Source organism: Meiothermus sp. QL-1, from assembly GCF_003351145.1.
In the GTDB taxonomy this organism is placed as follows: Bacteria; Deinococcota; Deinococci; order Deinococcales; family Thermaceae; genus Meiothermus.
Window position 1 is genome coordinate 406,367 of sequence record NZ_QQSV01000001.1, and the last position, 25,229, is coordinate 431,595.

24 protein-coding genes are annotated in these 25,229 nt (G+C 67.5%); 12 read left to right on the top strand and 12 right to left on the bottom strand.

Annotated elements, in window-relative coordinates; all coding sequences use genetic code 11:
* Positions 1-15: 15 nt before the first annotated feature.
* From DV704_RS02070 to DV704_RS02085, 4 genes are read right to left on the bottom strand one after another with little or no spacing between them, the layout of a single operon-like run.
* Positions 16-1,158, bottom strand: coding sequence for a citrate synthase/methylcitrate synthase (locus DV704_RS02070; protein WP_114797878.1), 1,143 nt, complete (start codon positions 1,156-1,158; stop codon positions 16-18).
* 47 nt (positions 1,159-1,205) lie between these two features.
* A complete protein-coding gene (locus DV704_RS02075; protein WP_114797879.1) occupies positions 1,206-2,006 on the bottom strand; it encodes a molybdopterin-synthase adenylyltransferase MoeB in 801 nt (266 codons plus the stop codon).
* Positions 2,007-2,050: 44 nt separating this feature from the next.
* Positions 2,051-2,611, bottom strand: coding sequence for a 5-formyltetrahydrofolate cyclo-ligase (locus DV704_RS02080; protein WP_114797880.1), 561 nt, complete (start codon positions 2,609-2,611; stop codon positions 2,051-2,053).
* Positions 2,608-3,216, bottom strand: a complete 609-nt coding sequence (locus DV704_RS02085; protein WP_114797881.1) for an NAD(P)H-dependent oxidoreductase — start codon at positions 3,214-3,216, stop codon at positions 2,608-2,610. Before DV704_RS02085 ends, DV704_RS02080 begins: the two co-directional genes overlap by 4 nt.
* A 97-nt stretch (positions 3,217-3,313) precedes the next feature.
* On the opposite strand from DV704_RS02085, the gene miaB reads away from it, so the two are divergent.
* The 5 genes from miaB to DV704_RS02110 are packed head-to-tail and all read left to right on the top strand — an operon-like array spanning position 3,314 to position 7,212.
* Positions 3,314-4,636, top strand: a complete 1,323-nt coding sequence (gene miaB, locus DV704_RS02090; RefSeq protein WP_114797882.1) for a tRNA (N6-isopentenyl adenosine(37)-C2)-methylthiotransferase MiaB — start codon at positions 3,314-3,316, stop codon at positions 4,634-4,636.
* Positions 4,633-5,532, top strand: a complete 900-nt coding sequence (locus DV704_RS02095) for an FAD-dependent oxidoreductase (RefSeq protein ID WP_114797883.1) — start codon at positions 4,633-4,635, stop codon at positions 5,530-5,532. Before miaB ends, DV704_RS02095 begins: the two co-directional genes overlap by 4 nt.
* A gap of 10 nt (positions 5,533-5,542) precedes the next feature.
* Positions 5,543-6,337 carry a thymidylate synthase gene (locus tag DV704_RS02100; RefSeq protein WP_114797884.1) on the top strand — a complete coding sequence of 265 codons (795 nt, stop codon included), beginning with the start codon at positions 5,543-5,545 and terminating at the stop codon, positions 6,335-6,337.
* 3 nt (positions 6,338-6,340) lie between these two features.
* Positions 6,341-6,829, top strand: coding sequence for a dihydrofolate reductase (locus DV704_RS02105; protein ID WP_114797885.1), 489 nt, complete (start codon positions 6,341-6,343; stop codon positions 6,827-6,829).
* Positions 6,829-7,212: a Mov34/MPN/PAD-1 family protein gene (locus tag DV704_RS02110; RefSeq protein ID WP_114797886.1), complete on the top strand. Its 384-nt coding sequence runs from the start codon at positions 6,829-6,831 to the stop codon at positions 7,210-7,212. Before DV704_RS02105 ends, DV704_RS02110 begins: the two co-directional genes overlap by 1 nt.
* A gap of 2 nt (positions 7,213-7,214) precedes the next feature.
* On the opposite strand, the gene DV704_RS02115 is transcribed toward DV704_RS02110, so the two are convergent.
* From DV704_RS02115 to DV704_RS02130, 4 genes are all read right to left on the bottom strand, one after another.
* Positions 7,215-7,604 (bottom strand): VOC family protein, encoded by a 390-nt coding sequence (locus DV704_RS02115; RefSeq protein WP_114797887.1) that lies wholly within the window; start codon positions 7,602-7,604, stop codon positions 7,215-7,217.
* A gap of 12 nt (positions 7,605-7,616) precedes the next feature.
* Positions 7,617-9,116, bottom strand: coding sequence for a 4-alpha-glucanotransferase (gene malQ / locus DV704_RS02120; RefSeq protein WP_114797888.1), 1,500 nt, complete (start codon positions 9,114-9,116; stop codon positions 7,617-7,619).
* 25 nt (positions 9,117-9,141) lie between these two features.
* Entirely contained in the window at positions 9,142-10,482 is a 1,341-nt protein-coding gene (locus tag DV704_RS02125; RefSeq protein ID WP_114797889.1) for an aminotransferase class III-fold pyridoxal phosphate-dependent enzyme, read from the bottom strand.
* 115 nt (positions 10,483-10,597) lie between these two features.
* Positions 10,598-11,620: a S1C family serine protease gene (locus DV704_RS02130; protein WP_114797890.1), complete on the bottom strand. Its 1,023-nt coding sequence runs from the start codon at positions 11,618-11,620 to the stop codon at positions 10,598-10,600.
* 111 nt (positions 11,621-11,731) lie between these two features.
* Here DV704_RS02130 and DV704_RS02135 point away from each other — a divergent pair, with 111 nt between their 5' ends.
* From DV704_RS02135 to DV704_RS02150, 4 genes are read left to right on the top strand one after another with little or no spacing between them, the layout of a single operon-like run.
* Positions 11,732-12,826, top strand: a complete 1,095-nt coding sequence (locus tag DV704_RS02135) for a citrate/2-methylcitrate synthase (RefSeq protein ID WP_114797891.1) — start codon at positions 11,732-11,734, stop codon at positions 12,824-12,826.
* Positions 12,827-12,836: 10 nt separating this feature from the next.
* Positions 12,837-14,255 (top strand): bifunctional 2-methylcitrate dehydratase/aconitate hydratase, encoded by a 1,419-nt coding sequence (locus tag DV704_RS02140; RefSeq protein ID WP_233498206.1) that lies wholly within the window; start codon positions 12,837-12,839, stop codon positions 14,253-14,255.
* Positions 14,256-14,257: 2 nt separating this feature from the next.
* On the top strand, positions 14,258-15,172 hold the full coding sequence (locus DV704_RS02145) for an oxaloacetate decarboxylase (RefSeq protein ID WP_114797893.1): 915 nt from the start codon (positions 14,258-14,260) through the stop codon (positions 15,170-15,172).
* Positions 15,169-16,299, top strand: a complete 1,131-nt coding sequence (locus DV704_RS02150; RefSeq protein ID WP_114797894.1) for a zinc-dependent alcohol dehydrogenase family protein — start codon at positions 15,169-15,171, stop codon at positions 16,297-16,299. Before DV704_RS02145 ends, DV704_RS02150 begins: the two co-directional genes overlap by 4 nt.
* Positions 16,300-16,339: 40 nt before the next feature.
* Here DV704_RS02150 and DV704_RS02155 read toward each other — a convergent pair whose 3' ends face one another.
* Entirely contained in the window at positions 16,340-17,533 is a 1,194-nt protein-coding gene (locus DV704_RS02155) for a maltose ABC transporter substrate-binding protein (protein WP_114797895.1), read from the bottom strand.
* 134 nt (positions 17,534-17,667) lie between these two features.
* Positions 17,668-18,033 (bottom strand): holo-ACP synthase, encoded by a 366-nt coding sequence (acpS, locus tag DV704_RS02160; RefSeq protein WP_114797896.1) that lies wholly within the window; start codon positions 18,031-18,033, stop codon positions 17,668-17,670.
* A 20-nt stretch (positions 18,034-18,053) separates the two neighbouring features.
* Between acpS and rsmF the strand changes: the two genes are divergently transcribed.
* Both rsmF and prfB read left to right on the top strand, forming a co-directional pair.
* The gene (gene rsmF, locus DV704_RS02165) at positions 18,054-19,427 is read left to right on the top strand and encodes a 16S rRNA (cytosine(1407)-C(5))-methyltransferase RsmF (RefSeq protein ID WP_114797897.1); all 1,374 of its coding nucleotides are present in this window, start codon (positions 18,054-18,056) and stop codon (positions 19,425-19,427) included.
* A 33-nt stretch (positions 19,428-19,460) separates the two neighbouring features.
* A protein-coding gene (gene prfB, locus DV704_RS02170; RefSeq protein ID WP_114797898.1) for a peptide chain release factor 2 occupies positions 19,461-20,559 on the top strand; the annotation gives its coding sequence in 2 pieces (ribosomal slippage) (positions 19,461-19,511 and positions 19,513-20,559; 1,098 coding nt in all).
* 2 nt (positions 20,560-20,561) lie between these two features.
* On the opposite strand, the gene DV704_RS02175 is transcribed toward prfB, so the two are convergent.
* Positions 20,562-22,088 (bottom strand): glycine--tRNA ligase, encoded by a 1,527-nt coding sequence (locus DV704_RS02175; RefSeq protein ID WP_114797899.1) that lies wholly within the window; start codon positions 22,086-22,088, stop codon positions 20,562-20,564.
* Positions 22,089-22,464: 376 nt separating this feature from the next.
* Here DV704_RS02175 and DV704_RS02180 point away from each other — a divergent pair, with 376 nt between their 5' ends.
* Entirely contained in the window at positions 22,465-24,672 is a 2,208-nt protein-coding gene (locus DV704_RS02180; RefSeq protein ID WP_114797900.1) for an ATP-dependent Clp protease ATP-binding subunit, read from the top strand.
* A gap of 46 nt (positions 24,673-24,718) precedes the next feature.
* Here the strand turns inward: DV704_RS02180 and DV704_RS02185 are convergent, their stop codons facing one another.
* Entirely contained in the window at positions 24,719-25,213 is a 495-nt protein-coding gene (locus DV704_RS02185; protein WP_233498207.1) for a TlpA disulfide reductase family protein, read from the bottom strand.
* Positions 25,214-25,229 lie beyond the last annotated feature (16 nt).

Consider the following 25,229-nt stretch of genomic DNA (forward strand, 5'->3'; position numbering starts at 1 on the left):
CCGGGTCCTCCTCTTCTAGCGCTTGGCCAGGGGAACGTAGGGCAGGTCGAGCTTGCCGGTGTACTGGGAGTCGGGGCGCAACAGGCGGTTGTCGGTTCGGGTGTATTCCAGAATGTGGGCGCACCAGCCCGAGATGCGGGCCACCGCGAAGATGGGGGTAAAGAACTCCAGGGGATAGCCCAGGTCGGAGTAGACCACTCCGGAGTAGAAGTCCACGTTGGGGTAGATGCCCTTGGGGTTGTAGATGGCCCCTGCCTGACGCTCGAGCTCTTTCAGGATGGCGTACTCCTTGCTGTGCCCGTGCTTCTCGGCCACCATGCGGGCGTACTTGTCTAGTACCCCGGCCCGGGGGTCGTAGGACTTGTACACCCGGTGGCCCATCCCCATCACCCGGCCCCGCTTGGCCTGGAGCTGGGCCAGCCAGCTCGAGACGTTCTCGGGGGCGCCAATCTCGGCAATCATCCGCATCACCGCTTCGTTGGCCCCGCCGTGGCGCGGCCCTTTGAGGGCCCCCACCGCGGCCACAATGGCGCTGTAGATGTCGGCCTGGGTGGAATAGGTGGCAATCGCGGTAAAGGTGGAAGCGTTGAAGCCGTGCTCAGCCTGCAGGATCAGGGCCACGTCCATCAGCTTGGTTTCTTCCTTGCTGGGCACCCGACCGTTGGACATGTAGAGGAAGTTGGCCGCGTGGGAGAGGTTCTTACGCGGGGCTAGGATTTTCTGTCCCTCGCGGTGGCGCTTGGTGGCCGCTACGATGGTGGCGAACTTGGCGATGAGGGAGATGGACTTCTCGTAAAGGGCTTCGGGCGAGACGTCGGCCTCGGTCTCGTCCGCCATGCCCAGCTCGCTCACCGCGGTGCGCAGCATGGACATGGGGTGGGCGTTTTTGGGGAACTGCTTGATCTGCTTGATGATAGATGGCGGCAAGGCCCGCTGGGCGGCCAGCTTGGCGCTGAAGGCCTTGAGCTCGGCCTTGGTGGGTAGTCGCCCGTGCAAAAGTAGGTAGGTGACCTCCTCAAAGGTGGAGTGCTCGGCCAGGTCCTGGATTTTGTACCCGGCGTAGTAGAGCCGGCCCTGCTCCCCATCGATAAAGCACAGGCTGCTTTCGGTGAAGATGACGTCTTCCAGTCCTCTTGCAATCGTTGCGGTCGCTGCCATGGCTTCTCCCTACTGAGGCTACACCTCTGTGTACCCTAACGGGATTTTTACACCGAAGTCTCGCAGAGAAGCTCGTAATCTTGCAGTGTAGTTACACTGGGATGCTCGCCGCACACCGGGCAGTCGGGCCGTCGGTGAAAACGCACGGTGTGAAAGCGGGCTTTGAGCCCGTCGTAGTGGAGCAGCTTGCCGGAGAGCACCTCCCCCAGGCCCAGCAGCACCTTGAGGGCCTCGGTGGCCATCAGGCTGCCCACCACCCCCGGGAGTACGCCAAAGACACCGGCCTCGGCGCAGGAGGGCACGCTGTGAGGCGCGGGCGGCTTGGGGAAAAGGCAGCGGTAGCAGGGCCCGCCTTGGTAGTGGAAGACCGAGAGCTGTCCCTCGAACTGGTGAATGGCCCCGTAGACCAGGGGCTTTCCAAGCAGTACGCAGGCATCGTTGACCAGGTAGCGGGTGGGGAAGTTGTCGCTGCAGTCCAGGACCAGGTCGTAGGAGGCCAGGATGGGAAGAGCGTTTTGGGCGGTGAGCCGCACCGGGTGGGTTTCTATCTGGATGTGGGGGTTCAGGTCTTGCAGGCGCGAGCGGGCCACCTCGGCTTTGGGCTGGCCGATGGAGGGGGTATCGTAGAGCACCTGGCGCTGCAGGTTGGAGAGGTCTACCCGGTCCATCTCCACCAAACCCAGCCGGCCCACCCCGGCGGCGGCCAGGTAGAGCAGCGCCGGCGCGCCGAGCCCTCCGGCCCCCACCACCAAGACCGCGCTCTGCCTGAGCCGGGCCTGGCCTGCCCCCCCCACGCCGGGTAGCACGATGTGCCGGGCGTAGCGGTCGAGCTCCTCTTTGCTCCACATACCTCCAGCCTATCCCAAGCGGCCTTCCCGGGAAGGAAGGCGGCTCACAGCCCGAGCACCCGGTGGGGGGTGGCGATCAGGTCCACCCTGCGTTCAGCAGGGCAGGGGAGTTTTTCGAAGAGCATCAGGGTGTGGGCCAGGGTGGCCCAGGGGGCCGGCACCTCCAGGTTCTTGGGGGGAAAGCCGTAGCCCTTGCCCAGCCATCCCCGCTCCTCGTCCACGGCCACGCTGCCCACCAGCACCAGATCGATGGGCACCTGGGCCAGCTCAACGGGCTGCCCCAGCCGGGCTGCCTCCCGCACCCGCCTGAGCTGGGAGGGCGACAGCCCTGCTAGGCTCAGGTACTGGCCTGCCCGGTCGGGGTGTGGCAGGATGACCATCTTGCCGGCCTGCATAGCGGCCTCGCGCAGGGGCTTGAGCACCTGGTCGGGTCCGGCCAGCACCACCCGGGCCTCCTGCCAGAGGGGAAGGGCCATCAGCCGTTCGGCGGCCCGCCGGGCCCCCACGAAGTTGGGGTGGTGGCCGTGGGGTGGGGTAGGGTAGAGGGCGGCTTGGTGCCGGGCCAGGGCGTTCCAGACCATCTCGCGCACCTCGCCTTGGTTCACGGGGGCAGTTTAGCAAAGCGCAGGGGCTGGAGCTCGTCCAGCCCTTGCAGGTAGCTGCGGTAGGCCTCGAGGGCCGCCTTGCGCTCGGCTTCTGTCATCTCCAAGGGGCCATAGACGATGAAAGGGGGGAGGACCTCCATGCCGCAGTAGGCCAGGACGCCGTAGTGGATGGGTTCCAGCACCCGCATCAGGTTCCGCTCGGGGGCCTCTTGGTAGTAGGCCTCGCGGGCCCCCACGGTGACGGAGAGCAGGGCCTTTTTGCCTCGCAGCAGGCCGCTTTCGAAGCTATGGGCCTCGTCGTAGGCGAATCCGTAGGCCAGCACCCGGTCTACCCAGCCCTTCAGGATGGCGGGCATGCCGTACCACCAAAGGGGGAACTGCAGCAGGAGCAGGTCGGCCCGCCGCAGTTTTTCCATCTCGGGTTTGACCGCCTCGAGCTGCCCCTGGAGCTCTTCTTGCGATAGAACCGGGTTGAAGCGCTGGGCGTACAGGTCGGAGAGCAGCACGCTGTGGCCGGCCTGGCTCAGCGCGCGCAGGGCCATGTCCCGCATGGCTGCGTTGAAGGAGTGGGGGTTGGGGTGGGCATAGACGATGAGCGCGTTCATTGGGCTAAAGCCTACGTCCGGGCATCTTCACCTGCAAGCAATCTGCTAGAGTGTTTTGTTAGGCCCCGGAATCCCTCCGGTCGGCCCAGGGGTGCCCATGAAGACCCACATTGTCACCTACGGTTGCCAGATGAACGAGTACGACACCCATCTGGTGAAAAGCGAGCTGGCCTCGCTGGGGGCCGAATTCGTGGATACCTGGCAGGAGGCCGACTTTGTGCTGGTCAATACCTGCGCGGTGCGGGGCAAGCCCGTCGAGAAGGTGCGCTCGCTATTGGGCGAGCTGCGCAAGGAAAAGGAAAGGCGCCCTTTGCTGGTGGGCATGATGGGCTGTCTGGCCCAGCTCGAGGAGGGTCAGCAGATGGCCCGCAAGTTCGGGGTGGACATCCTTTTGGGTCCTGGGGCCCTCACCGAGATCAGCAAGGCCCTGGAGGCCAAAAACCGGTTTTGGGACCTCTCCTTCCGCGAGGAGCTCACCCACCACCTGCCGCCCCCTCCCAAGGGGGCTCTCTCGGCCTTCGTGAGCATCATCCGCGGCTGCAACCACCACTGCACCTACTGCATCGTGCCCACCACCCGGGGCCCCGAGGTCTCCCGCCACCCCGACCTCATCCTGCGCGAGATTGAGCAGCTCAGGGCCGCTGGGGTGGTGGAGGTCACCCTCCTGGGCCAGAACGTCAACTCCTACGGCAAGGACCAGCCCGGTTTCCCGAGCTTCGCCGAGCTTTTGCGGATGGTGGGGCAGATGGGCATCCCCCGCATCAAGTTCACCACCTCTCACCCGGTGAATTTCACCGACGACGTGATTGCCGCCATCGCCGAGACCCCCCAGGTCTGCCGCTACATCCACCTGCCGGTGCAGTCGGGTTCCAACCGGGTCTTGCGCCGCATGGGGCGGGAGTACCGGCGCGAGTGGTACCTGGACCGCATCCGGGCCATCCGCGAGGCCATGCCCGATGCGGTGCTCTCCACCGACATCATCGTGGGCTTTCCCGGCGAAACCGAGGAGGACTTCCAGGAGACCCTTTCGCTCTATGACGAGGTGGGCTACGACTCGGCCTACATGTTCATCTACTCCCCCCGCCCCGGCACCCCCAGCTACAAGCACTTCCAGGACCTGCCCCGCGAGGTGAAGGTGGAGCGTTTGCAGCGCCTGATTGAGAAGCAAAAGGAGTGGAGCTACCGCCGAAACCAGCGCTGGGTGGGCCAGACGGTGGAAGTCCTGGTGCGCGGGGCAGCCAAGGACGAGGCCTACGCCGAGGGCCACACCCGCGGCAACCACCCCACCCTGGTTCCGGCGGCCCAGGCTCCGCGTCCTGGCCTCTACCAAGTGGTGGTGAAGCAGGCCACGCCGCACATGCTGCTGGGGGAGGTGGTGGGCGCCCAGGAACCCGCTACCATTCCCCTTTTGATGGCGTGAGGGCAGAAGCCGAAATCGTGGTGCTCGGCGCGGGGATTGCCGGGCTGGCCGCGGCCCGGCTGCTCCACGAGGCCGGCAAAGAAGTGCTGGTGGTTGCCCGCGAGCTGGGCGAGGCCAGCCGGGTGCCGGATGCGCTTTTGAACCCGGTGCGGGGCAAGCGCGGGGTGGTGGCCCCCGAGGCCGAGGAGGCCCTGGCGGCCCTGTGGGACTTCTACCCCCGCTTCGGGCCGGTACGCCGGGGGATTCTCAGGCCCGTGCCCGAGGCGGACCGGGCGGCCTGGAAGGCAAAGCTCGAAGGCCGGAAAATCCCCCACCAGTGGCTCGAGGAGGGCCTCTACCTGGAAAACGCCGCCTGGCTGCAGACCGCCCCCTTGCTGCACCGCCTGGCCGAGGGGTTGAACATCCTCTATGCCGAGGTAGAAAGGCTCGAGCACACCACCCTTTATGTGCGCACCCCCGAACCCCGCACCCTGCACGCGGGCCTGGTGGTCTACGCCGGGGGGGCCCGCGGGGCGCACCTGGTGGGCCTGGGGGGGCGGTTTACGCCGGGTTCGGTGCTCCAGACCCAGGAGCGCTTCGAGCAGGCGCGCTCGTATGGCGTGTACGCGGCGGGGCACACCCTGGGCGGCAGCTACCTGCCCCACCGGCCCGGCTACACCCCGCACCAGACCCAGCCACAAGAGGTGGAGTGGCTGCTTTCGGAGGGCGAGAGGCTGCTGGGCTACCGGCCTGTGGTCGCTGCATCCTGGGCCGGGGTGCGCTACCGGATTGACCAGAACTACCTGAAGGAGATTCCCGGCGGTTATGCCCTCACCGGCTTTGGCTCGGCGGCGTACTTCTACGCTCCGCTCTACGCCCACAGGCTGCTGAAGCGCATCCTGGCAAAATCCTGTTAGACTGTCGGCGATGCGGCAGTACCACGACCTGATGCGCCATGTGCTCGAGCACGGCATAGACCGCGCCGACCGCACCGGGGTGGGGACCCGCTCCATCTTTGGCTACCAGATGCGCTTCGACCTCAAAGAGGGCTTTCCCCTGGTCACCACCAAAAAGATCCACTGGAAGAGCGTGGTCTACGAGCTTTTGTGGTTTCTGCGGGGCGAGACCAACATCCGCTTTTTGCACGAGCACGGGGTGACCATATGGGACGAGTGGGCCGACGCGGCGGGGGAGCTCGGGCCCATCTACGGCAAGCAGTGGCGGAGCTGGGAGGGGGCCGGTGGCGAGACCATAGACCAGATGGCCTGGGTGGTGGAGGAGATCAGGCACAACCCCGACTCGCGCCGGCTGGTGGTGAGCGCCTGGAATGTGGCCGACCTGCCTAAAATGGCCCTGCCTCCCTGCCACGTGCTCTTCCAGTTTTATGTGGCAAAGGGGCGGCTTTCCTGCCAGCTATACCAGCGCAGCGCGGACGTGTTCCTGGGGGTGCCCTTCAACATCGCTTCCTACGCCCTTCTTACCCTGATGGTGGCCCACGTGACCGGCCTGGAGCCGGGTGAGTTCATCCACACGCTGGGCGACGCCCACCTTTACCGGAACCACTTTGAACAGGCCCGGCTGCAGCTTTCCCGCGAGCCGCGCCCCCTGCCCAGGGTGGAGCTCAACCCAGCGGTGCGGAACCTCTTCGATTTCACCTACCAGGATATCGTGCTGGTGGGCTACGATCCCCACCCCCACATCCCCGCGCCGGTGGCGGTCTAGGCCATGGACCGGCGGATTGCCCTGGTGGCCGCCATGGACCGCAACCGGGCCATTGGGCGGGAGGGGGCGCTTCCCTGGCACCTACCCGACGACCTTCGGCGGTTCCGCGCCCTTACGCTGGGCAAGACTGTTCTTATGGGGCGCAGGACCTACCAAAGCATCGGGCGGCCCCTGCCCAAGCGGCGCAACGTGGTGCTGACCCGCGACCCGGAGTTCAGGGCGGGGGGCCTCGAGGTGGTGCACAGCCTGGAGGAGGCCCTAGCGATAGATGAGGAGCTCGTGATTATCGGAGGCGGCCAGGTCTACGCCCTCTTCCTGCCCCTGGCCACGCACATGCACCTGACCCGGGTAGAGGTGGAGGTGCCGGGGGCCGACGCCTTTTTCCCCCCCTGGCGCCCTGAAGAGTGGAGCCTGGTCTACCGCGAGTTCCACCCTGCCGATGCCCGCCACGCCTACGCCTTTGAGTACCAGGACCTCGAGCGGAGGGCGTGATGCTGCGCGTACCCCGGGCCTGCCTCGAGCAAACCCTGGCCCACCTGCGGGCGGTTTGGCCCGAAGAAGGGGTAGGGCTCTGGCTGGGCCGGGCCGGGCGGGTGCTGCGGGTCCAGCCCCTGGCCAACCGGCACCCCACCCCCCGGGTGGCCTACCGCGCCGACCCCCAGGCCCTGCTCGAGGCCCTGCGGGCTGCTGAGCGGGCAGGTTTGGAGCTGCTGGCCATCTACCACTCCCACCCCCAGGGCCCCCCCTGCCCCAGCGAGGCCGACCGGGCCCAGGCCTACTGGCGGGTGCCCTACGTGATCTTCGACCTGAAGGGGGGCGGCTTCCGCGCCTACCGGCTGCCCGAGGGGGAGGAGGTGGAGGTGGTGGAAGAGTGAGGCTAGCCGAGGCCCCAGATGGCGGCGGGGGCCAGCTCCACCAGGTTGCCCGCCGGGTCGCGCACGTAGAGGCTGCGGCCTCTTGGCCACTGGGCCCAGGTTACCTTGTGGCCGTGGGCTTGGAGCCGCTCGGCCCAGGCCTCCAGCGCCTCCGCCGGAACGCGAAAGCAGACGTGCACCGCTCCTTCGGCCCCGTGGGGGGGCAGGCTGCTTTCCTGCAGGGTGGCCTGGGGGTTGAAGACCAGAAAGACCCCGTCTCCTGCCCGGAAGAACAGGTGCCGTCCCGGCTCCTCGGCGAAGAGCTCCAGCCCCAAAACCCCCTGGTAAAATCCGCGCGCCGCCTCCAGGTCGGCGGCGTAGAGGCAGGTCTCCAGCACCCCCGCTATACGCATGCTCTTTCCAGACTACACCCGCCCGTGGCTCGCGGCCAGCGCCCGCAGGCTTTGGGCCAGCTCCGCGGAGAGCGCCCCAGCAGGATAGCGCCAGGCCCAGTTGCCCTCCGGCCGCCCAGGGTGGTTCATGCGGGCCTCGCTGCCTAGGCCCAGCAGGTCCTGCAGAGGAAGGATAGCCAGCCGGGCAGGGCTTTTGAGGGCCAGCTCGGCCAGGGCTCCCGGCACCTCCTGCTCGGCAAGGCAGCGGATGCCCTCCCGGGCTAGGTAGCGGCGCAGGAAGGCGCGTTCGGTCTCTGGGGCGGTGCGGTACCAGCCCAGACTGGTGTCGTTGTCGTGGGTGCCGCTGTAGACCACCACGTTGCCGTGGGCGGGGTAGTGGTGGGGCAAAAAGGCGTTTTCCTCGCCGGTGAAGGCGAACTGGAGCACCTTCATGCCGGGGAAGCCCAAGGCCTCGCGCAGGGCCTCTACCTCAGGGGTAATCACCCCCAAGTCCTCGGCCAGGATGGGCATCTTGCCCAAAACAGCCTCCGCTGCCCGGAAGAGCTTCTCCCCTGGGGCCTTGACCCAACGGCCCTCCACCGCATCGGGCCGCCCGAAGGGCACCGCCCAGTAGGCCTCGAAGCCGCGGAAGTGGTCGATGCGCACCAGGTGGTAAAGCCGCAGCGCCTGCCGGAAGCGCTCGATCCACCAGCTAAAGCCCTCTTCCTCCATCGCCTCCCAGCGGTAGAGGGGGTTGCCCCAGAGCTGGCCCTTTTCGGAGAAGTAGTCGGGGGGTACCCCGGCCACCACCGTGGGCTGGCCGGCGGCGTCCAGGTGGAAGTATTCCGGATGGGCCCAGACGTCGGCCGAGTCGAAGGCCACGAAGATCGGCATGTCGCCGATGAGGCCCACCCCCTGGGCCTCGGCGTAGGCCCTGAGCTCGGCCCAGGCGCTGTAGAAGAGCCACTGCAACCACCGGTGGAAGCCCACCTCCTGCGCCAGCTCCTCCTTGGCCTGCTGCAGGGCCTGGGGCTCGCGGCTGCGCAGCTCGGGGGGCCACTGGTTCCAGGGCTTCCCATCGAAGCGGTCCTTGAGGGCCATGAAGAGGGCGTAGTCCTCTAGCCAGCCCTTCTCGGCCTTGACGAAGGCCTCCAGGGCGGCTTTTTCCTCTGGGGTGGCCCGTTTTTGGAAGCCGGCGTAGGCCTTCCGCAGCAGGGGCCAGCGGGTGCGGTAGAGCCAGCCGTAGTCCACCCGTTCGGCATGAATGGGTGGCGGGGCTTCTTCCAGCCAGCCCTTTTGCTGCAGCCTCCCGGGGTCGATTAGGTAAGGATTACCCGCAAAGGCCGAGAAGGCCTGGTAGGGCGAGTCGCCGTAGCCGGTGGGGCCCAGGGGCAGTACCTGCCACCAGCGGGCCCCGGCCGTGGCCAGCCAGTCGAGGAAGGCCCGGGCCGCAGGGCCCAGGGTGCCGATACCCCAGGGCCCGGGCAGGCTGGTGGGGTGGAGCAGCACCCCAAACGAGCGCTCTAGCGGCATACCAGGGGCAGTCTACCACCCCTGTTCAGTCCGCCGCGGCCCGGGCCACCCCCAGCATCTCGTCCACCAAAGCCAGCCCCTCCTCGATGATGTCCAGGGCATAGGCCAGCTCCTCGCGCTGGATGACCAGGGGCGGGGCCACCCAGAGCATGTGGAAGCGGGTCATGGCGTAGATGTACCGGGACTTGAGGTGGCCCGCCAGCCGCTGCATCTCGGGCGAGGTGCCGTTGTAGGGCGCTAGGGGCTCCTTGGTGGTCTTGTCCCGCACCAGCTCGATCACGCTGAATAGCCCTTTGTAGCGCACATCTCCTACGCAGGCGTACTTCTTGCGCATGGCCTCGAGCCGCTCGGCCAGGTAGCGCCCCTGGACCTCCACGTTCTCGAAGATCTGTTCCTCCTCGTAGACCTCTAAGTTGGCCAGGGCCGCTGCGCAGGCCAGGGGGTGGCCCGAGTAGGTGAGGCCGCCCCACAGGGTGTTCTTCTCGAAGAACTCGGCGATGGGCTCGGAGACGATGACCGCGCCCAGGGGAATATAGCCGCTGGTGAGGCCCTTGGCGCAGGTCACGATATCGGGCTTGATGCCGTAGTGCTGGGTGGACAGCCACTTGCCGGTGCGGCCGAAGCCGCTCATCACCTCGTCGGTGATGAGGAGTATCCCATACTTGTCGCACAGGGCCCGAAGCCGGGGGTAGTAGTCGTCGGGGGGAACCAGCACCCCGTTCGAGCCGGTGATGCCCTCTACTATGATGGCCGCGATGGTGTGGGGTCCCTCGAGCTCGATCACCTCCTCGATGTGGCTCACACACTCCCGCCGGCAGGTGTCCACGGTCTTGCCGAAGGGGCAGCGGTAGCAGTAGGGGTCGAAGACCCGCACGATGCCGGGAATCCCTGGCTCCACAGGCCAGCGCCTAGGGTCGCCGGAGGCGGTCATGGCCCCCATGGTGGCCCCGTGGTAGCTGCGGTAGCGGGCGATGATCTTGTCTCTTCCGGTGTAGAGCCGGGCGATTTTCATGGCGTTTTCGTTGGCCTCGGCCCCCCCTAGGGTGAAGAAGCTCTTGGCCAGGCCGGTTACCTCGGCCAGCTTTTTACCCAGCCTGCCCCTGGGCTCGGTGGCGAAGTTGGGCCCGGCGAAGCAGAGCTCATCCACCTGGCGCTTGATGGCCTCGAGCACCTTGGGGTGCTGGTGGCCCACGTTCATGTTGATGAGCTGGGCGTTGAGGTCGAGCCACTTGTTGCCGTCCCCGTCCCAGAACCAGACCCCCTCGGCTCGGGCCATGTGGATGGGGTTGGCGGTGCTCTGCGCCGACCACGAAAACAGCGTGTAGTCGCGGTTTTCCTGAATTACTTCCCTGGACGGACGTTCCATATGGCCTCCCCTCTAGGGTGATTGGTCCAATGTTAGACCCAGGGCCTTTGGGGAGCAATGGACAGAGTGTAAAAGAAACATGCGTTTTTCTTATCTGGCGGAAAAAGTTTTCCTTTTAGCTGCGCAGGGGGTTGGGGGTGAGCCGGAGCTCAATCCGCAGAATTTGGCCGCCGCGCCTTATGGTGAGGACCACGCTGTCGCCCACCTCCTTGCTGCGGATGTAGCGCTGCAACGCGGTCACGTCGTTGAAGGGGCGGCCGTCGGCCTCGAGGATCACGTCGAACTCATACACCTCCCGCCCGTTCTCCCGCCGCACGCTGAGGCCCCGCAGGCCGGCCCGCTCAGCAGCCCCGCCCCGCAGGAGGCCGCGGATGAGCACCCCCTCCTTGGGAATGCCCAGGAGGGCTGCGGTCTCGTCGTCGATGGGGGCGAGCTGGACCCCGATGTAGGGCACGTCCCGCCGGCGGCCGGCTTGCAGTTGGGCCAGGACCTGGTCGAGGCCGAGCAGGGGCGAGAGGTAGCTCTCGAAGACCCCGTTGGGCTGTCCGATGGCCACCACCACCGCCACCACCCGCCCGGCTTGGTTGAGCACCGGCCCGCCCGAGTCGCCGGGGGCCAGGGGGATGTTGGTGGAGATGGCGATGGAGTTGAAGAAGGGGAAGATGTCCCGCTCCACCGAGCCCACCACCCCGTAGCGGGGGGCGATGAACTCGCCCCGGGAGTTGCCGATGGCCAGCAGAGGCTCGCCCACCTGGGGGCCGGTGCGGGTCTCGAGGGGCAAGGAAGGGACCGGGGCGCGCACCTGGGCTTTGAGAATAGCCAGGTCGCGAAACTCGTCGTAGCCCACAAGCTCGGCGGGGAAGCTCTCCCGTCGGCTGTTGACCACCCGCAGGCTGCGGCTGCCTTCCACCACGTGGTAGGCGGTCATTACCAGGCCTTCGGGGCTGATGAAGAAGCCCGAGCCGGTGCCCTCAGGGATGGTCTCGATGCGCAGCGCCGCGGGGAGGGCCCGGTTGTAGACTGGCTCGAGCAGGTTCCGAATCTCGGCCCCGCGCAGGGGCTGGGACGGCTGGGCGAGGATGGCCAGCAGGCCGCCCAGGGGGGCCAGGAGCGCCGCAATCCAGAAAAGACGCCGCATGCTTCCCTCCGCCTAGCCTCCAGGCTAAAGGGAGAGGAGGTCGGTGGGGGGGCTCGAGCACACAGTTATCGCGCGGTTGCCCTGCAGGGTAGAATGCGGCGGAGGTGAAACATGGAGTATCAGCCTGGCCTGGAAGGCGTGATAGCCGCTGAGACGGAGATATCCTACCTGGACGTGGACCACGAGGAGATTGTGGTCCGGGGCTATGACCTCATCGACCTGGCCCACAAGCGCAGCTATGCAGAGGTGGCCTACCTAATCCTGCACGGACGGCTACCTGAGGAAGGGGAGGCCCGAGCCTTCGAGCAGGCCCTCCTCGAGGCCCGGGTGCCCGAGGCGGTCTTCGCCATCCTGCGGCTCCTTCCCGAGGGGATGCACCCCATGGACCGCCTGCGCACCCTCATCTCGGCCCTGGGGGGGTTCGAGGCGGCGGGGTCCCAGGCCGAGGCCCGGCTTGACCTGGAGGCCGCTCCCCGGCTCATCGGTCAGGCCGCCATCCTGGTGGCCAACCTCCAGCGGGAGAACCCCCGGCACCCCGAGCCGGGGCTTTCCTTCCCCGCGGCCTTTCTGGGGATGATTACCGGCCAGACCCCCACGGCGGAGGAGGCTCGAGCCTTCGACCAGCTCCTCATCGCCTACAGCGAGCACGAGATGCCCAATTCCACCTTCGCCGCCCGGGTAATCGCCTCCACCTTAGCCGACCTTTACGGGGCGGTGACCGGGGCGGTGGCCTCCCTCAAGGGCCCCCTGCACGGGGGAGCCAACGAGGCGGTGATGGAGATGCTGCTCGAGGCCGGGACGGCCGAGGGCCTAGAGCGGCTTATCCTGGAGCGCCTGGGGCGTAAGGAGCGCATCATGGGCTTCGGCCACCGGGTCTACATGCGCCGCATGGACCCCCGGGCTGCCCTGATGAAGGAGGTCCTGGGGCAACTGGCTCAGAAAGGCAATCAGGCAGCCGCCCGCTATCTGGAGGTGGCGGTGCGGGGGGAAGAGGTGATGCAGCGGGAAAAGGGCCTCTACCCCAACCTCGACTACTACGCCGCCCCGGTGCTCTACGCCCTGGGAGTGCCCGTGCCTTTGTACACCCCCATCTTCCTGGCAGCCCGCGCCGCGGGGCTGGTGGCCCACGTGGCGGAGCAGCATGCCCATAACCGCCTCTTCCGCCCCAGGGTGCTCTACAAGGGGCCAAGGGGCTTTAGGGCCTAGGAGGTGTCCGGTGCAGCGCGATAGCGTTCTGATGGAAATCACCCACTATCTGTTGCGGGATGGGGTGGGGAGTGAGCAGGCCTACGCCACCGCCCGCCTGGCCCTGGCCGATGCGCTGGCCTGCCTCTTCGAGGCCCTGACCTACCCTGAGGCGATGAAGCTGGTGGGGCCCTTGGTCCCGGGCACCCAGACCCCCTTCGGGGCCCGGGTGCCCGGCACCTCCTACGCCCTGGACCCCATGCGGGCTGCCTTCAGCACCACCGCCCTCATCCGCTGGCTGGACTACAACGACACCTGGCTGGCCAAGGAGTGGGGCCACCCCTCGGACAACCTGGGGGCCATCCTGGCGGTGGCCGACCACCAGAGCCGCCTTCGCAGGGCCCGGGGGGAAGCCCCCTACCGGGTGGAAGATCTGCTGGCCCTTGCCATCAAGGCCTACGAGGTCCAGGGGGTTCTGGCCCTGGAGAACGCTCTGAACCGGGTAGGCTTCGACCACGTGCACTGGGTGAAGGCGGCCTCGGCCGGGGTGGCGGCCCTGCTCTACGGCGGGGGCGAGGAGGAGGTCTTCAGCGCCCTGTCCCACGCTTTCCTGGATGGGGCCGCCCTGCGCACCTACCGCCACTTCCCCAACACCGGCCCCCGCAAGTCGTGGGCGGCCGCGGACGCCGCCGCCCGGGGGGTATTCCTGGCCTGGGCGGCCACCCGGGGCGAGCCCGGCTATGCCACCGCCCTCTCGGCACCCACCTGGGGCTTTGAGGCGGTGGTGCTCAAGGCCCCGGTGGTGCTGGCCCGGCCCCTGGGGAGCTACGTGATGGAGAACGTCCTCTTCAAGGTGGCCTACCCGGCGGAGTTCCACGGGCAGACCGCGGTGGAAGCGGGCTTCGCCCTGCACAAAGAGCTCAAAGACCCTCTGGAAGAGGTGGAGGAGATTCTCATCCACACCCAGGAGGCGGGCAAGCGCATCATCGACAAGCCGGGGCCCTTCAAGAACCCGGCGGACCGGGACCACTCCCTGCAGTACATGACCGCGGTGGCCCTCCTGTTCGGCGAGCTTCGCTACGAGCACTACCTGGAGCCCACCGCCTCCGACCCCCGCATTCCGGCCCTCATCGCCAGGATGCGGGTAGAGGAGGACCCCGAGTTCACCCGGGCCTACCTGGACCCAGACCGCCGGGCCATCCCCAACCGGGTGCGCCTTCGTCTGCGGGACGGCCGGGTGCTGGAGCGGCTGGTGGAGTATCCCCTCGGCCACCCGCGCCGGCGGGAGGAGAGCCGCCCCCTTTTGCGGCAGAAGCTGCAGCGGGCCCTGCGCCTGGCCCTTCCTGAGGGGCGGGCAAGGGCCCTGGAGCACCTCCTTCTGGACGACCCCAACCTGCTGGAAATGCCGGTGGACCGCTTCCTCCAGGCTCTGGCTCCTGAGGCTCCCTGACCATGAGCTGGCTAAGACAGCCCCCAAAGACCGCCGCCGAGCTGGCCCAGACCCTGCGGGCCCGTCTGCAGGAGGGGCCCTTGCTTCTCCCGGGGGCCTACGATGGCCTCTCGGCCCTCTTGGCCAAGAAGGCGGGCTTCGAGGCCCTCTACCTTTCCGGGGCGGCCCTCACCGCCAGCCGGGGCCTGCCGGATTTGGGCCTTTTGGAGCCTGCCGAGGTGGCCGAGCGGGCCCGGGAGATGGTCTGGGCCACGGGCCTGCCCCTCATCGTGGACGCGGACACCGGTTACGGCGGGCCCCTGAACGCTGCCCAGGCAGCCCGCCGCTTCCTGGTTGCCGGGGTGGCGGGGGTGCAGCTCGAGGATCAGCTCCACCCCAAGAAGTGCGGCCACCTCACCCACAAGCTCCTGGCCCCTCCGGAGGACCTGGAGGCCAGGATTCGGGCGGTGAAGGCGGTGGCCCCCGAGCTCTTCCTCATTGCCCGTACCGACGCCTTTGAGCAGGAGGGCCTGGAAGGGGTGGTGGCCCGGGCCCGGCGCTACCTGGACGCGGGGGCCGAGGCCATCTTTCCCGAAGCCCTGCCCAGCCGGGAGGCTTTTCGCCGGGTGGCCGAGGCCCTGGAGGGGACCATTCTCCTGGCCAACCTGACGGAGTTCGGTCGAAGCCCCCTTCTGCCGGCCGAGGAGCTCTTCGCCATGGGCTACCGCATAGCCCTCTTCCCGGTCTCCGCCCTCAGGGTGGCGGCGAGGGCCATGGAGGACCTTTACCAGCGGCTCAGGCTCGAGGGCACCACGGCGGGCTGCCTTTCCCAGATGCAAAGCCGCAGCGAGCTTTATGCCCTGCTCGACTACTTCGCCTACGAAGCCTTCGATGGCCGCCTGGCCCGCTCCGAGCTGCCTGAGGGGGGTGAGGGATGAGGACCCAAGCCGCGGTGCTGTTTGAGATGGAAAAGCCCAGGCCCTATGCGGCCTCCCGGCCCCTGGAGGTTCTGGAGGTGGAGCTGGAGGGGCCCGGACCTGGAGAGGTGCTGGTGGAGGTTATGGCGGCGGGCCTTTGCCACTCCGACCTTTCGGCCATAGATGGTACCCGCCCCTGGCCGCTGCCCATAGTTTTGGGCCATGAGGCGGCGGGCATCGTCCGCGCCATCGGGGCGGGGGTGCGGGGTTTGGCCGAGGGGGATCACGTGGTCTTCTCCTTCGTGCCCATGTGCGGCCTCTGCCGCTACTGCTTCCAGGGGCGGCCCCATCTGTGCGAGCGGGGGGTACAGGCCAACCGCGAGGGGCGGCTTCTTACGGGGGCCAGGCGGTTCTATTTAGAGGGGAGGCCGCTGCACCACCATCTGGGGGTAGCGGCCTTTGCCCGGTACACGGTAGCCGCCCAGGAGTCTTTGGTGCCCATTCCCAGGGATATCCCCCTGGAAAAAGCGGCCCTCTTCGGCTGCGCCATCACCACGGGGGTTGGGGCGGTGCTCAACACCGCCAGGGTGGAGGAAGGGGCCAGCGTGGCGGTCTTCGGCCTGGGGGGGGTGGGGCTGGCGGCGGTTATGGGCGCGGTGCTGGCCGGAGCGCACCCTATTGTGGCTGTGGACCTGCTGCCCCATAAGCTGGGGCTGGCCCAGGCCCTGGGGGCCACCTATACGGTGGTGGCGGGGGAGGAGGACGCCGTTGGGGTGGTGCGGGAGCTCACGGGCGGGGGGGTAGACTACGCCTTTGAAACCGCGGGCTCGGTGGAGGCGATGCTCATGGCCTACCAGGCCACCCGGAGGGGTGGGGTGACGGTTGCCGTGGGCCTGCCCCATCCGCAAAAGGCGTTGGTCCTGCCTGCGGTGAGCCTTGCCGCGGAGGAGAGAACCTTGAAGGGAAGCTATATGGGCTCGTCCAATCCGCGGCGGGACCTGGCCCGGTTCTTGGCGCTTTACCGGGCGGGGCGCCTTCCTCTGGAAGCCCTGGTCTCGCGCACCCTGCCCCTCGAGGCCATCAACGAGGGTTTTGACCGCCTGGCCCAGGGCGAGGTGGTGCGGCAGATTGTGGTTCCCACCGGCTAAACGAAGAGGACCCCCTGTGGGGGTCCTCTGGGGGAAGGGCCTAGCGGCCCGAGAGCCCCCGGTTGATCTCAGCCACCATGGCCGAAACGATCTGGGCCACGTTGCTGTCGGCCCGCTGGACGGCCTGCGATAGGGCGTTGCCCCACGGACCCCAGACCTTGCCCATCTCGGGGATGTTGGGCATGGGGGTGCCCAGGGCCACGGTGGCCGAGAAGCCGGCCACCACCGGGTCGTTGCGGAGCTGCTGTACCGCCTGCTTGGAGACCGGGAGGCGGCCGCCGGCCCGGTTGAAGGCAACCTGGTTCTGGGGGCTCACCAGCAGCTTGGCGAAGTTGGCGGCGGCGGTCTTGTTGCGGGAGTAGGCGTTCATGGCCACCCCCTGCACCCCCACGAAGGGCCGCCACTGGCCGCCGCCGGGGGGGTTGGGCAGCGGGGCGATGCCGAAGTCGATGTTGGCCTTCTTGTAGTCGCCAATCGCCCAGGGGCCATTGAGAATCATGGCCAGGGCCCCTTCCTTGAATGCGCTGTCCGCCACGCCGTAGTCCACCCCTTCGGGGATGAGGCGGTAGCGGAAGCGCAGGTCCTTGATGAAGTTCACGGCCCGCACGCCGGCTTCCCCCCCGAGCCGGGTCTGGCTGGCGTCTAGGCCCTGGGCGGTGCGTCCGAAGACCGAGGCCCCGTAGGCGGTGAACCAGCCGTAGTTGAAGTAGGGGTTGGCCAGGTCGTAGAGGAAGCCGAAGGTGTTGCCCCGGGTGTTCTCCTGGGCTATGCGCAAGAACTCCTCCCAGGTTTTAGGGGCCTCCCTGACCAGCTTCTTGTTGTAGATGAGGGCCACCGACTCGGCGAACATGGGCAGGGCGAAGAGCTGGTTGCGGTAGGTGAGGGCTTCTACCGCCACCTCGGAGAGGCCTTGCAGGTAGCTGGCGGTGGCGTACTTGCCCATGGGCTCGAGCACCCCGGCGGCGGCCATAGCCCCCACCCAGTCGTGGGGGATGCTCACCACCAGGTCGGCGGCCTGGCCCTGCGGGGCTCCCAGGATGAACTTGTTCTGCAGGTCGTTGAAGGGTACTTCAACCACCTCCACCTGGGTTCCGCTGCTACGGGCGAAGGCCTGGGCGGTCTGGCGCAGCCAGGCCAGCTCCGGGCCGCCGTAGTGGGTCCAGACCGTGATCCGGCCCTGACCCAGGGCGAGGCCCATCAACGCGAAGACAAGAATCCACGGGATTTTTCTCATCTCTGCCTCCTTGGGCGGGCTGCCTGCCAGCCCGCCCGTGCGACGCCGGGGTATGGCAGCGCTTCCAAAAGCTGCGAAAAGAACCTCCTTTTGCGTCGGTGGATATACTACCGACAAAGCGCGTTGGTGTAAAGCTACCGGGCCTCGAGCACCACCACCGCCAGGGCGTGGCTTTTTTCGTGGGCCAGCGAGAGGTGGGCGGCCAGGCCGGCTTCTTGCATCTGGGCTTGGAGCTCCGGGGCAAAGCGGAGGACCGGTCTTGGGCCCTCCAGCTCCACCCAGACCTGGCGCCAGCCCAGGGGCGTGGGCCAGCACTTCTGGAAGGCCTCCTTGGCGGCAAAGCGAGCGCCCAGCGAGGGCAGGGGGTCGGCCTTGCCCAGGCAGTAGGCGAGCTCCTGCGGGGTGAAGTGCCGCTCCAAGAAGCGCTTGGGGTGCCGCTCCCACACCGCTTTGAGCCGCCTCAGGTCCACCAGGTCGGTTCCAATCGCTACCACGCCCATCGGTTAGCATTGTATGCGCTGTGCTGCCCAAGGCATTCCTGAAGCGCATGTCCGAGCTTTTAGGGGAAGATTTTGGCCTTTTCTTGCAGGCCCTCACCGCGTCCGAGCGCAGCTATGGGCTGCGGGTCAACACCCTAAAGCTTAGCCCTGAGGCTTTTCAGCGCATCAGCCCCTGGCCCCTCGAGCCTATCCCCTGGTGCCCCGAGGGCTTCTACTACCCTCCAGAAGCCCGGCCGGGGCCCCACCCCTTCTACTACGCTGGGCTTTACTACATCCAGGAGCCCTCGGCCCAGGCGGTGGGGGTCCTGGCCGACCCCAGGCCCGGCGAGCGGGTGCTCGACCTGGCGGCTGCCCCAGGGGGCAAGACCACCCACCTGGCAGCAAGGATGGGAGGGCAGGGCCTGCTCATCGCCAACGAGGTGGACGGGGGGCGGCTTAGGGGGCTGATGGAGAACCTGGGGCGCTGGGGGGCCCGGCTGGTGGTGGTCTCGAGCCCCTTAGAGCGCCTGGCCGAGCGCTGGGGGGCCTACTTCGACCGGGTGGTGCTGGACGCCCCCTGCTCGGGCGAGGGCATGTTCCGCAAGGACCCCGAGGTGGTGCGCCACTGGGGGCCGGGGGCCCCGGCGCGGGCGGCCCGGGTGCAGAGGAGTCTGATTCAGCAGGCGGCCCGGTTGGTGCGGCCTGGGGGGATGCTGGTTTACTCCACCTGCACCTTTGCGCCAGAGGAGAACGAAGGGGTCGTGGCGGCGCTGCTGCAGCAGGGGGGCTGGGGGGTGGAGGAGGCCCGTATACACCCCGCCTTCAGCCCCGGGGTGCCGGCCTGGGGGGGTGGCCTCCCCGAGCTGGCCCGAACCGCCCGCCTCTGGCCCCACCGGCTGCGGGGTGAGGGGCACTACCTGGCCCGGCTGCGCAGGCTGGAGGGCCCCGAGGCCAACCCGCCGCGCGAGCGGGTGCCTGCGCCTTCCCGCGAGGCCCTGGCTCTTTGGCAGAGCTGGGCCGAGGCCCATCTGGCGGAGCCGCCAGAGGGGGAGATCCTCGAGCGGGCGGGCCACCTCTACCTCCTGCCCCCCGACCTCCCCAGCCTGAGTGGCCTCAGGGCTCCTTCGCCAGGGCTTTACCTGGGCGAGGCCCGCCCTGCCCGTCACGGGGAAAAGGGGCGTTTCCTGCCGGCTTTGCCCCTGGCCCACCACCTCGAGCCCGCCCAGGTGGGGCCCCACTTTGCCCTGGAGCCGGACGACCCCCGGGCCCTGGCCTTCGCCCAGGGGCAGCCCATCGAGGCCGAGGGGGAGGAAGGGTGGGCACTGGTCACCCTGAAGACCGCGGCCGGCAGCTTTGCCCTGGGCTGGGGGCGGCGCAAGGGGGGGGTGCTGCGCCCAGGAAAAAGCAGGGTTTGACGCTAGGAGGCCCAGGCCCTAGACTTGGGTGCTGTGGAGCTGGAGACCCTAAAGCACCGCCTGGATGCCCTTCGGGGGTATCTTTGACATCGCTGGCAAGGAAGCCCGCTTAAAGGAGCTCGAGCCCCTCCTCAACGACCCCAGCCTCTGGAACGACGCCGAAAAGGCCCGCAGGGTCTCGCAAGAGGTGGCCCGGCTGCGCAAGGCGGTGGAGGGCTACCGGCGGCTGGCCTCCGATCTGGAGGGGCTTTTGGAACTTTGGCCCGAGCTGAGCGCGGAAGAGCGGGCACAGATGCAGCCCGAGCTCGACAGGGCCGCCCGCGCGCTGGAGGAGCTTTACCACCAGACCCTGCTTGCCTTCCCCTATGCGGAGAACGCGGCCATCGTGACCATCAAGCCTGGGGCTGGGGGCACCGAGGCCTGCGACTGGGCCCAGATGCTCTACCGCATGTACACCCGCTTCGCCGAGCGGAGGGGCTTTGCGGTGGAGCTGGTGGACCTGGAGCCGGGCCCCGAGGCAGGGATCGACCACGCCCAGTTCATCGTGCGGGGCGAGAATGCCTATGGCCTTCTTTCGGTTGAGGCTGGGGTGCACCGCCTGGTGCGGCCCTCGCCCTTCAATGCCCAGGGCAAGCGCCAGACCAGCTTCGCTGCGGTGGAGGTGATGCCCGAGGTGGACGAATCGGTGGAGGTAGCCATCAACCCCGAGGATCTGCGCATCGAGGTGATGCGCTCGCAGGGCAAGGGCGGCCAGGGCGTGAACACCACCGACTCGGCGGTGCGGGTGGTGCACCTGCCCACCGGCATCCAGGTCAAGTGCCAGATTACCCGCAGCCAGCAGAAGAACAAGGAGCTGGCCCTGAGCATTCTGCGGGCCAAGCTCTTCGAGATTGAGTACCGCAAGAAGCAAGAAGAGCTGGCCCGGCTCAGGGGCGAGGCCCGCCCCATCGAGTGGGGCAGCCAGATTCGGAGCTATGTGCTGGACAAGCAGTACATCAAGGACCACCGCACCGGTGAGATGCGCCATGACCCCGAGAACGTGCTGGACGGCGACCTGGAAAGCCTGATCTGGGCTGGGTTGGAGTGGAAGGCAGGCCGTCGGGAGACGGTGGCGGCGGGGGAGGAGGAGTAGCCCTAGTAGCGCAGCCGCTCGAGCAGGTAGCCTGCCAGCTCCTTGACCGGTACCCTCTCCTGCTGCATGGTGTCGCGGTCGCGCACGGTCACGGTGTCCTTGAGGGCGCTGCTGCCGTTCTGCCCCTTGCCGATGGTGTCGTAGTCCACCGTGACGCAAAACGGGGTGCCCACCTCGTCGTGGCGGCGGTAGGCCTTGCCGATGTTGCCGGTGTCCTCGTAGAGCACCCGGCCAAAACCCATGGCCTGCAGCTCGGCCTTTAGGCGACGGGCGTACTGGGTGATTTCCTCCTTGTTTCTAGCAAGCGGGATGACCGCCACCTTGATGGGGGCCAGGTGGGGCTTGAGCCGCAGCACGATGCGCTCCTCCCCATTGGCCAGCCTCTCCTTGGTGTAGGCCTCCGAAAGCAGCGCCAGCACCCCCCGGTCTACCCCTGCGGAGGGCTCGATAACAAAGGGAACGAACCAGGCCTTGGTCTCGGGGTCCTGTACCGCCAGCCGGGCGGTGGAGTGGCGGTTTTCCATGACCCGGGCCTGGATGCCGAGCTCGGCCTGGCCCCGGGTGTGGCTGCCCAGGTCGAAGTCGGTGCGGTTGGCGATGCCCTCGATCTCCTCATAGCCCAGGGTAGGGAAGTCGTACAGGAGGTCGAAGGTGCGCTTGGAGTAGTGGGAAAGGTCTTCCTTGGGCACGTCGAGCACCCGGATGCGTTCGCGGGGCAGGCCCTGGGCCGCCCACCACTGCAGCCTGATCTCGAGCCAGCGCTGGTGCCACTCCTCGTCGGTGCCGGGCTTGACGAAGTACTCAATCTCCATCTGCTCGAACTCCCGCACCCGGAAGATGAAGTTGCGGGGGGTAATCTCGTTGCGGAAGGCCTTGCCGATCTGGGCCACCCCAAAGGGCAGGCGCCGGCTGGTGGCATCCAGGATGTTCTTGAAGTTGATGAAGATGCCCTGGGCGGTCTCGGGCCGGAGGTAGCCGAACGAGTCCTCGTCGGCGACCGGGCCGATTTGGGTTCGGAACATCATGTTGAAGGGCCTGGGTGGGGTCCAGTCGCCGGGGGCCCTGTCGGCAGGGTCCACCACCCGGGCCTGGTTTAGCGCCAGCGCAGCCTGTTCGGGCTCGGCGAGCATCCTCGCCACCAGGCTGGCCAGGGGGGTGTCCTCGGCCAGGTCCATGGCCCGCGCGACCGCTGCTTGCACCGCCGGGGTCTGCTCTTTGAGCAGGTGGTCGAGCCGGTAGCGCTTCTTGGAGATGCGGTTGTCCACCAAAGGGTCAGCAAAGGTGGCCTCGTGACCGGAGTAGTGGAGCACCAGGCGGTGGGTGAGGATGCTCGAGTCCAGGCCCTCCATGTCGTCCCGCTCGTAGACCATGGCCTTCCACCAGGCGGCCTTGAGGTTGTTTTTGAGCTCCACCCCCAAAGGACCATAGTCGTAGGTACCCTGAAGACCTCCGTAGATGTCCGAGCCGGGAAATATGAAGCCCCGGCGTTTGCACAAACTCACCAGTTCGTCGAGTGTCTCGGCCGGCATGTCTCCTCCAAGCAAAAGCCCCCAGGCCCAAGCCTGGGGACGAAAGGTACACTTCCGCGGTTCCACCCCAGTTCCCGGGGAAACCCCGGGCACCTCTTTTCGCTGCGCTGGCCATATAGGCGAGCACCGCCGCCCTTCGCCCGGTTCTTCGCTGCCCGGCTCGCACCCTCCCGGGCTCGCTTGAGCTGAACGCCGGGTTACTCCTGCGGTTCAGCGCAGGCTCAAAGCTAGCACAGATTCTAAGCCAGCGCAAGCGGCGGGCAACACTTGGTAACGTGCAGCGCAAACACCGGAGAAGGGGGGCCATACTGTATTATTGGGGTAGGGAAGAACACCGCGCCATGTTGACTTGTCCAACACACCAGGAGGTTCGCCCTTGAACAGGTACGACGACCGCGCCAGGTTGGTATTTCACTATGCCAGAGAAGAGGGTAGCCGGCTGGGTCACAGCATGATTGGCCCAGAGCACCTGCTTCTGGGCCTGATGCGCGAAGGGGGCACGGCGGCGCGTATCCTCATGGAGTACGGCGCGAGCCTCGAGGCCATGCGGCGCATGGTGGAGGAGCTGGTGGGTCGGGGTGAGGGGAGCCGTACCGGTGAGCCCCCCGCCATCACCCCCAGGGCCCGGAGGGTTATGGAGCTGGCCGGGGCCGAGGCCCGCAACATGTCGAGCCAGGTCATCGGGACCGAGCACATCCTCCTGGGCATCATCCGCGAAGGGGATGGCATTGCCCACCGGATTATGACCCACTTCGCCAAGGATTTGGAGACCATCCGCTGGCGCATCCTATCGCAGGCCGGTGAAGGCAAGGAGAAGACCGTAGCCACCCCCTTCCTGGACGAGTACGGGCGCGACCTAACCAAGGAGGCCCGCGAGGGCAAGCTCGACCCTGTAATCGGCCGTACCGAGGAGATCAACCGGGTCATCCAGATTCTGGCCCGCCGCACCAAGAACAACCCCGTGCTGGTGGGCGACCCTGGGGTGGGTAAGACCGCCATCGTGGAGGGGCTGGCCCAGGCCATCGTGGAGGGGCGCGTACCCCCGGTGCTGCGCGGGGCCCGCATCGTGGCCATCGATTTGGCCGGGGTGGTGGCCGGCACCAAGTACCGCGGGGAGTTTGAGGAGCGGCTCCGCCAGATCATCGAGGAGCTCAAAAACGCCAAGGTGGTGGCCTTCATCGACGAGCTGCACACCCTGATCGGGGCCGGTGGGGCCGAAGGCACCCTGGACGCCGCCAACATCCTCAAGCCTCCCCTGAGCCGGGGTGAGATACAGGTCATCGGGGCCACCACCACCGGGGAGTACCACCGCTACATCGAGAAGGATGCGGCCCTGGAGCGCCGCTTCCAGCCGGTAATCGTGCTCGAGCCCACCCCGGAGGAGACCCTGGAGATTTTGAGGGGCCTGCGCCCCCGCTACGAGGCCCACCATGGGGTGGTCATCCCCGACGAAATCCTCTCGCTTTCGGTCAAAATCGGCATCCGCAGCCTGCCCGGGCGCAACTTCCCCGACAAAGCCATCGACCTCATCGACGAGGCCGCGAGCCGGGTGCGCCTCAACGACTCCCTGGGGCTTCCGGTGGCGGTGGATGAGGACGGCACCCCGCTGGTGGCCCGCGAGGACATCGAGAGCGTGGTGGACTCCTGGGGTGGGATTTACATCGACGACAAAGACGACAGCAAGCTTTTCAAGCTGGAGGAAGAGCTCAACAAGCGGGTGATTGGGCAAAAAGAGGCGGTGGAGGCCCTGGCCGCCGCCCTTCGGCGGAGCCGGGTGGGCCTGGGTGGGCGCACCCGCGTCTCGGCTAGCTTCCTCTTCGTGGGGCCTTCGGGGGTGGGCAAGACCCACCTGGCCAAAGCCCTGGCCGAGGTGCTCTTCGGTTCGGAAAGGGCCCTCATCCGCTTCGACATGTCGGAGTTCCAGGAGCCCCACTCCATCTCCAAGCTGATCGGGGCCCCGCCCGGCTATGTGGGCTATGAGCAGGGGGGGCGCCTCACCGAGGCGGTGCGCCGCCAGCCTTTCAGCGTGGTGCTGCTGGACGAAATCGAGAAGGCCCACCCGGACATCTACAACACCTTCCTGCAGGTGCTGGACGAAGGGCGGCTCACCGACGGCCTGGGCCGCACGGTGGACTTCCGCCGGGTGATCCTCATCATGACCTCCAACACCGGCTACAACGTGGGGCCGGCCATCGGCTTCACCAGCCGGGAGGTGGACACCGAAAGCCCCCTCAAGGCCCTCTTCACCCCGGAGTTCCTGGACCGGCTGGACGAGGTAATTCGCTTCAAGCCCCTCGAGCCCTCCGAGCTGGTCCAAGTGGCGCAGATCATGCTGGAGGAGATCAGCAAAGAGCTGGAGTCGCGCGAGAAGTTCGTGCGCTTTGACCCCCTGGTGGCCTCCTGGCTGGTGGAGCAGGCCCCCAAACAGAGCAGCACCCGCGTGCTGCGCAACCTGATCCGCGAGAAAATCGAGGACCCCCTTTCCATCGAGCTCCTCTCCCGGCCGGGGCGCCATCTCTACGTGACCCTCAAGGAGGGCGCCATCGCCTTCGAGACCCAGGAGCTGAGCGTGGGCCTGGCCTGACCTGGCCTTGGGGAGAACCCCCGGCCCGGCGCCCTTGGTCGGGGCCTCAGTCGAGCTGGGCCAGGGCCGCCAGGAGCTGCTCCGGGCTCATGTAGCCCCGCACCTCGCCCACCAGCCGGCCTCTGGCGTCGTAGAAGAAGTTGGCCGGGTACCCGTTCACCCGCAGCGCGCGGGCGACGACGCGCAGGGCATCTTGGTAGACCACCGCGTGGGTAAAGCCCTGGGCATCGTGGAACTGCCGCACCAGCGAGGCCGGCTCGCCGTCGTTGACAAAGGCGAACTGCACCCTGGGGTGAGCGCGGGCCACCGCCTCGAACTCGGGGAGCTGCCGCTGGCAGTAACTGCACCAGGTAGCCCAGACCGTAAGAACGAGGGGGCGCCCTGGCTGAAGCTGGACCGGCGCGCCGTCCAGCCGGACCAGGGTGGCCTGGGGCAGGTCGGTGCGGCGGGGGCTGGGCGCAGCCCAGAGGGCCAGCCCCACCAGACCGGCTACGACGAGGCCCACCAGCCCCATCTTCACGGCGGAAGGGATTCTGCTCACGGGTTCAGTGTAGCAC

Coding starts and splice junctions, on each gene's coding strand:
- DV704_RS02070 (WP_114797878.1), bottom strand. CDS start 1,158: ATGGCAGCGACCGCAACGATTGCAAGAGGACTGGAAGACGTCATCTTC.
- DV704_RS02075 (WP_114797879.1), bottom strand. CDS start 2,006: ATGTGGAGCAAAGAGGAGCTCGACCGCTACGCCCGGCACATCGTGCTA.
- DV704_RS02085 (WP_114797881.1), bottom strand. CDS start 3,216: ATGAACGCGCTCATCGTCTATGCCCACCCCAACCCCCACTCCTTCAAC.
- miaB (WP_114797882.1), top strand. CDS start 3,314: ATGAAGACCCACATTGTCACCTACGGTTGCCAGATGAACGAGTACGAC.
- DV704_RS02100 (WP_114797884.1), top strand. CDS start 5,543: ATGCGGCAGTACCACGACCTGATGCGCCATGTGCTCGAGCACGGCATA.
- DV704_RS02105 (WP_114797885.1), top strand. CDS start 6,341: ATGGACCGGCGGATTGCCCTGGTGGCCGCCATGGACCGCAACCGGGCC.
- DV704_RS02110 (WP_114797886.1), top strand. CDS start 6,829: ATGCTGCGCGTACCCCGGGCCTGCCTCGAGCAAACCCTGGCCCACCTG.
- DV704_RS02115 (WP_114797887.1), bottom strand. CDS start 7,604: ATGCGTATAGCGGGGGTGCTGGAGACCTGCCTCTACGCCGCCGACCTG.
- malQ (WP_114797888.1), bottom strand. CDS start 9,116: ATGCCGCTAGAGCGCTCGTTTGGGGTGCTGCTCCACCCCACCAGCCTG.
- DV704_RS02125 (WP_114797889.1), bottom strand. CDS start 10,482: ATGGAACGTCCGTCCAGGGAAGTAATTCAGGAAAACCGCGACTACACG.
- DV704_RS02130 (WP_114797890.1), bottom strand. CDS start 11,620: ATGCGGCGTCTTTTCTGGATTGCGGCGCTCCTGGCCCCCCTGGGCGGC.
- DV704_RS02135 (WP_114797891.1), top strand. CDS start 11,732: ATGGAGTATCAGCCTGGCCTGGAAGGCGTGATAGCCGCTGAGACGGAG.
- DV704_RS02145 (WP_114797893.1), top strand. CDS start 14,258: ATGAGCTGGCTAAGACAGCCCCCAAAGACCGCCGCCGAGCTGGCCCAG.
- DV704_RS02150 (WP_114797894.1), top strand. CDS start 15,169: ATGAGGACCCAAGCCGCGGTGCTGTTTGAGATGGAAAAGCCCAGGCCC.
- DV704_RS02155 (WP_114797895.1), bottom strand. CDS start 17,533: ATGAGAAAAATCCCGTGGATTCTTGTCTTCGCGTTGATGGGCCTCGCC.
- acpS (WP_114797896.1), bottom strand. CDS start 18,033: ATGGGCGTGGTAGCGATTGGAACCGACCTGGTGGACCTGAGGCGGCTC.
- DV704_RS02175 (WP_114797899.1), bottom strand. CDS start 22,088: ATGCCGGCCGAGACACTCGACGAACTGGTGAGTTTGTGCAAACGCCGG.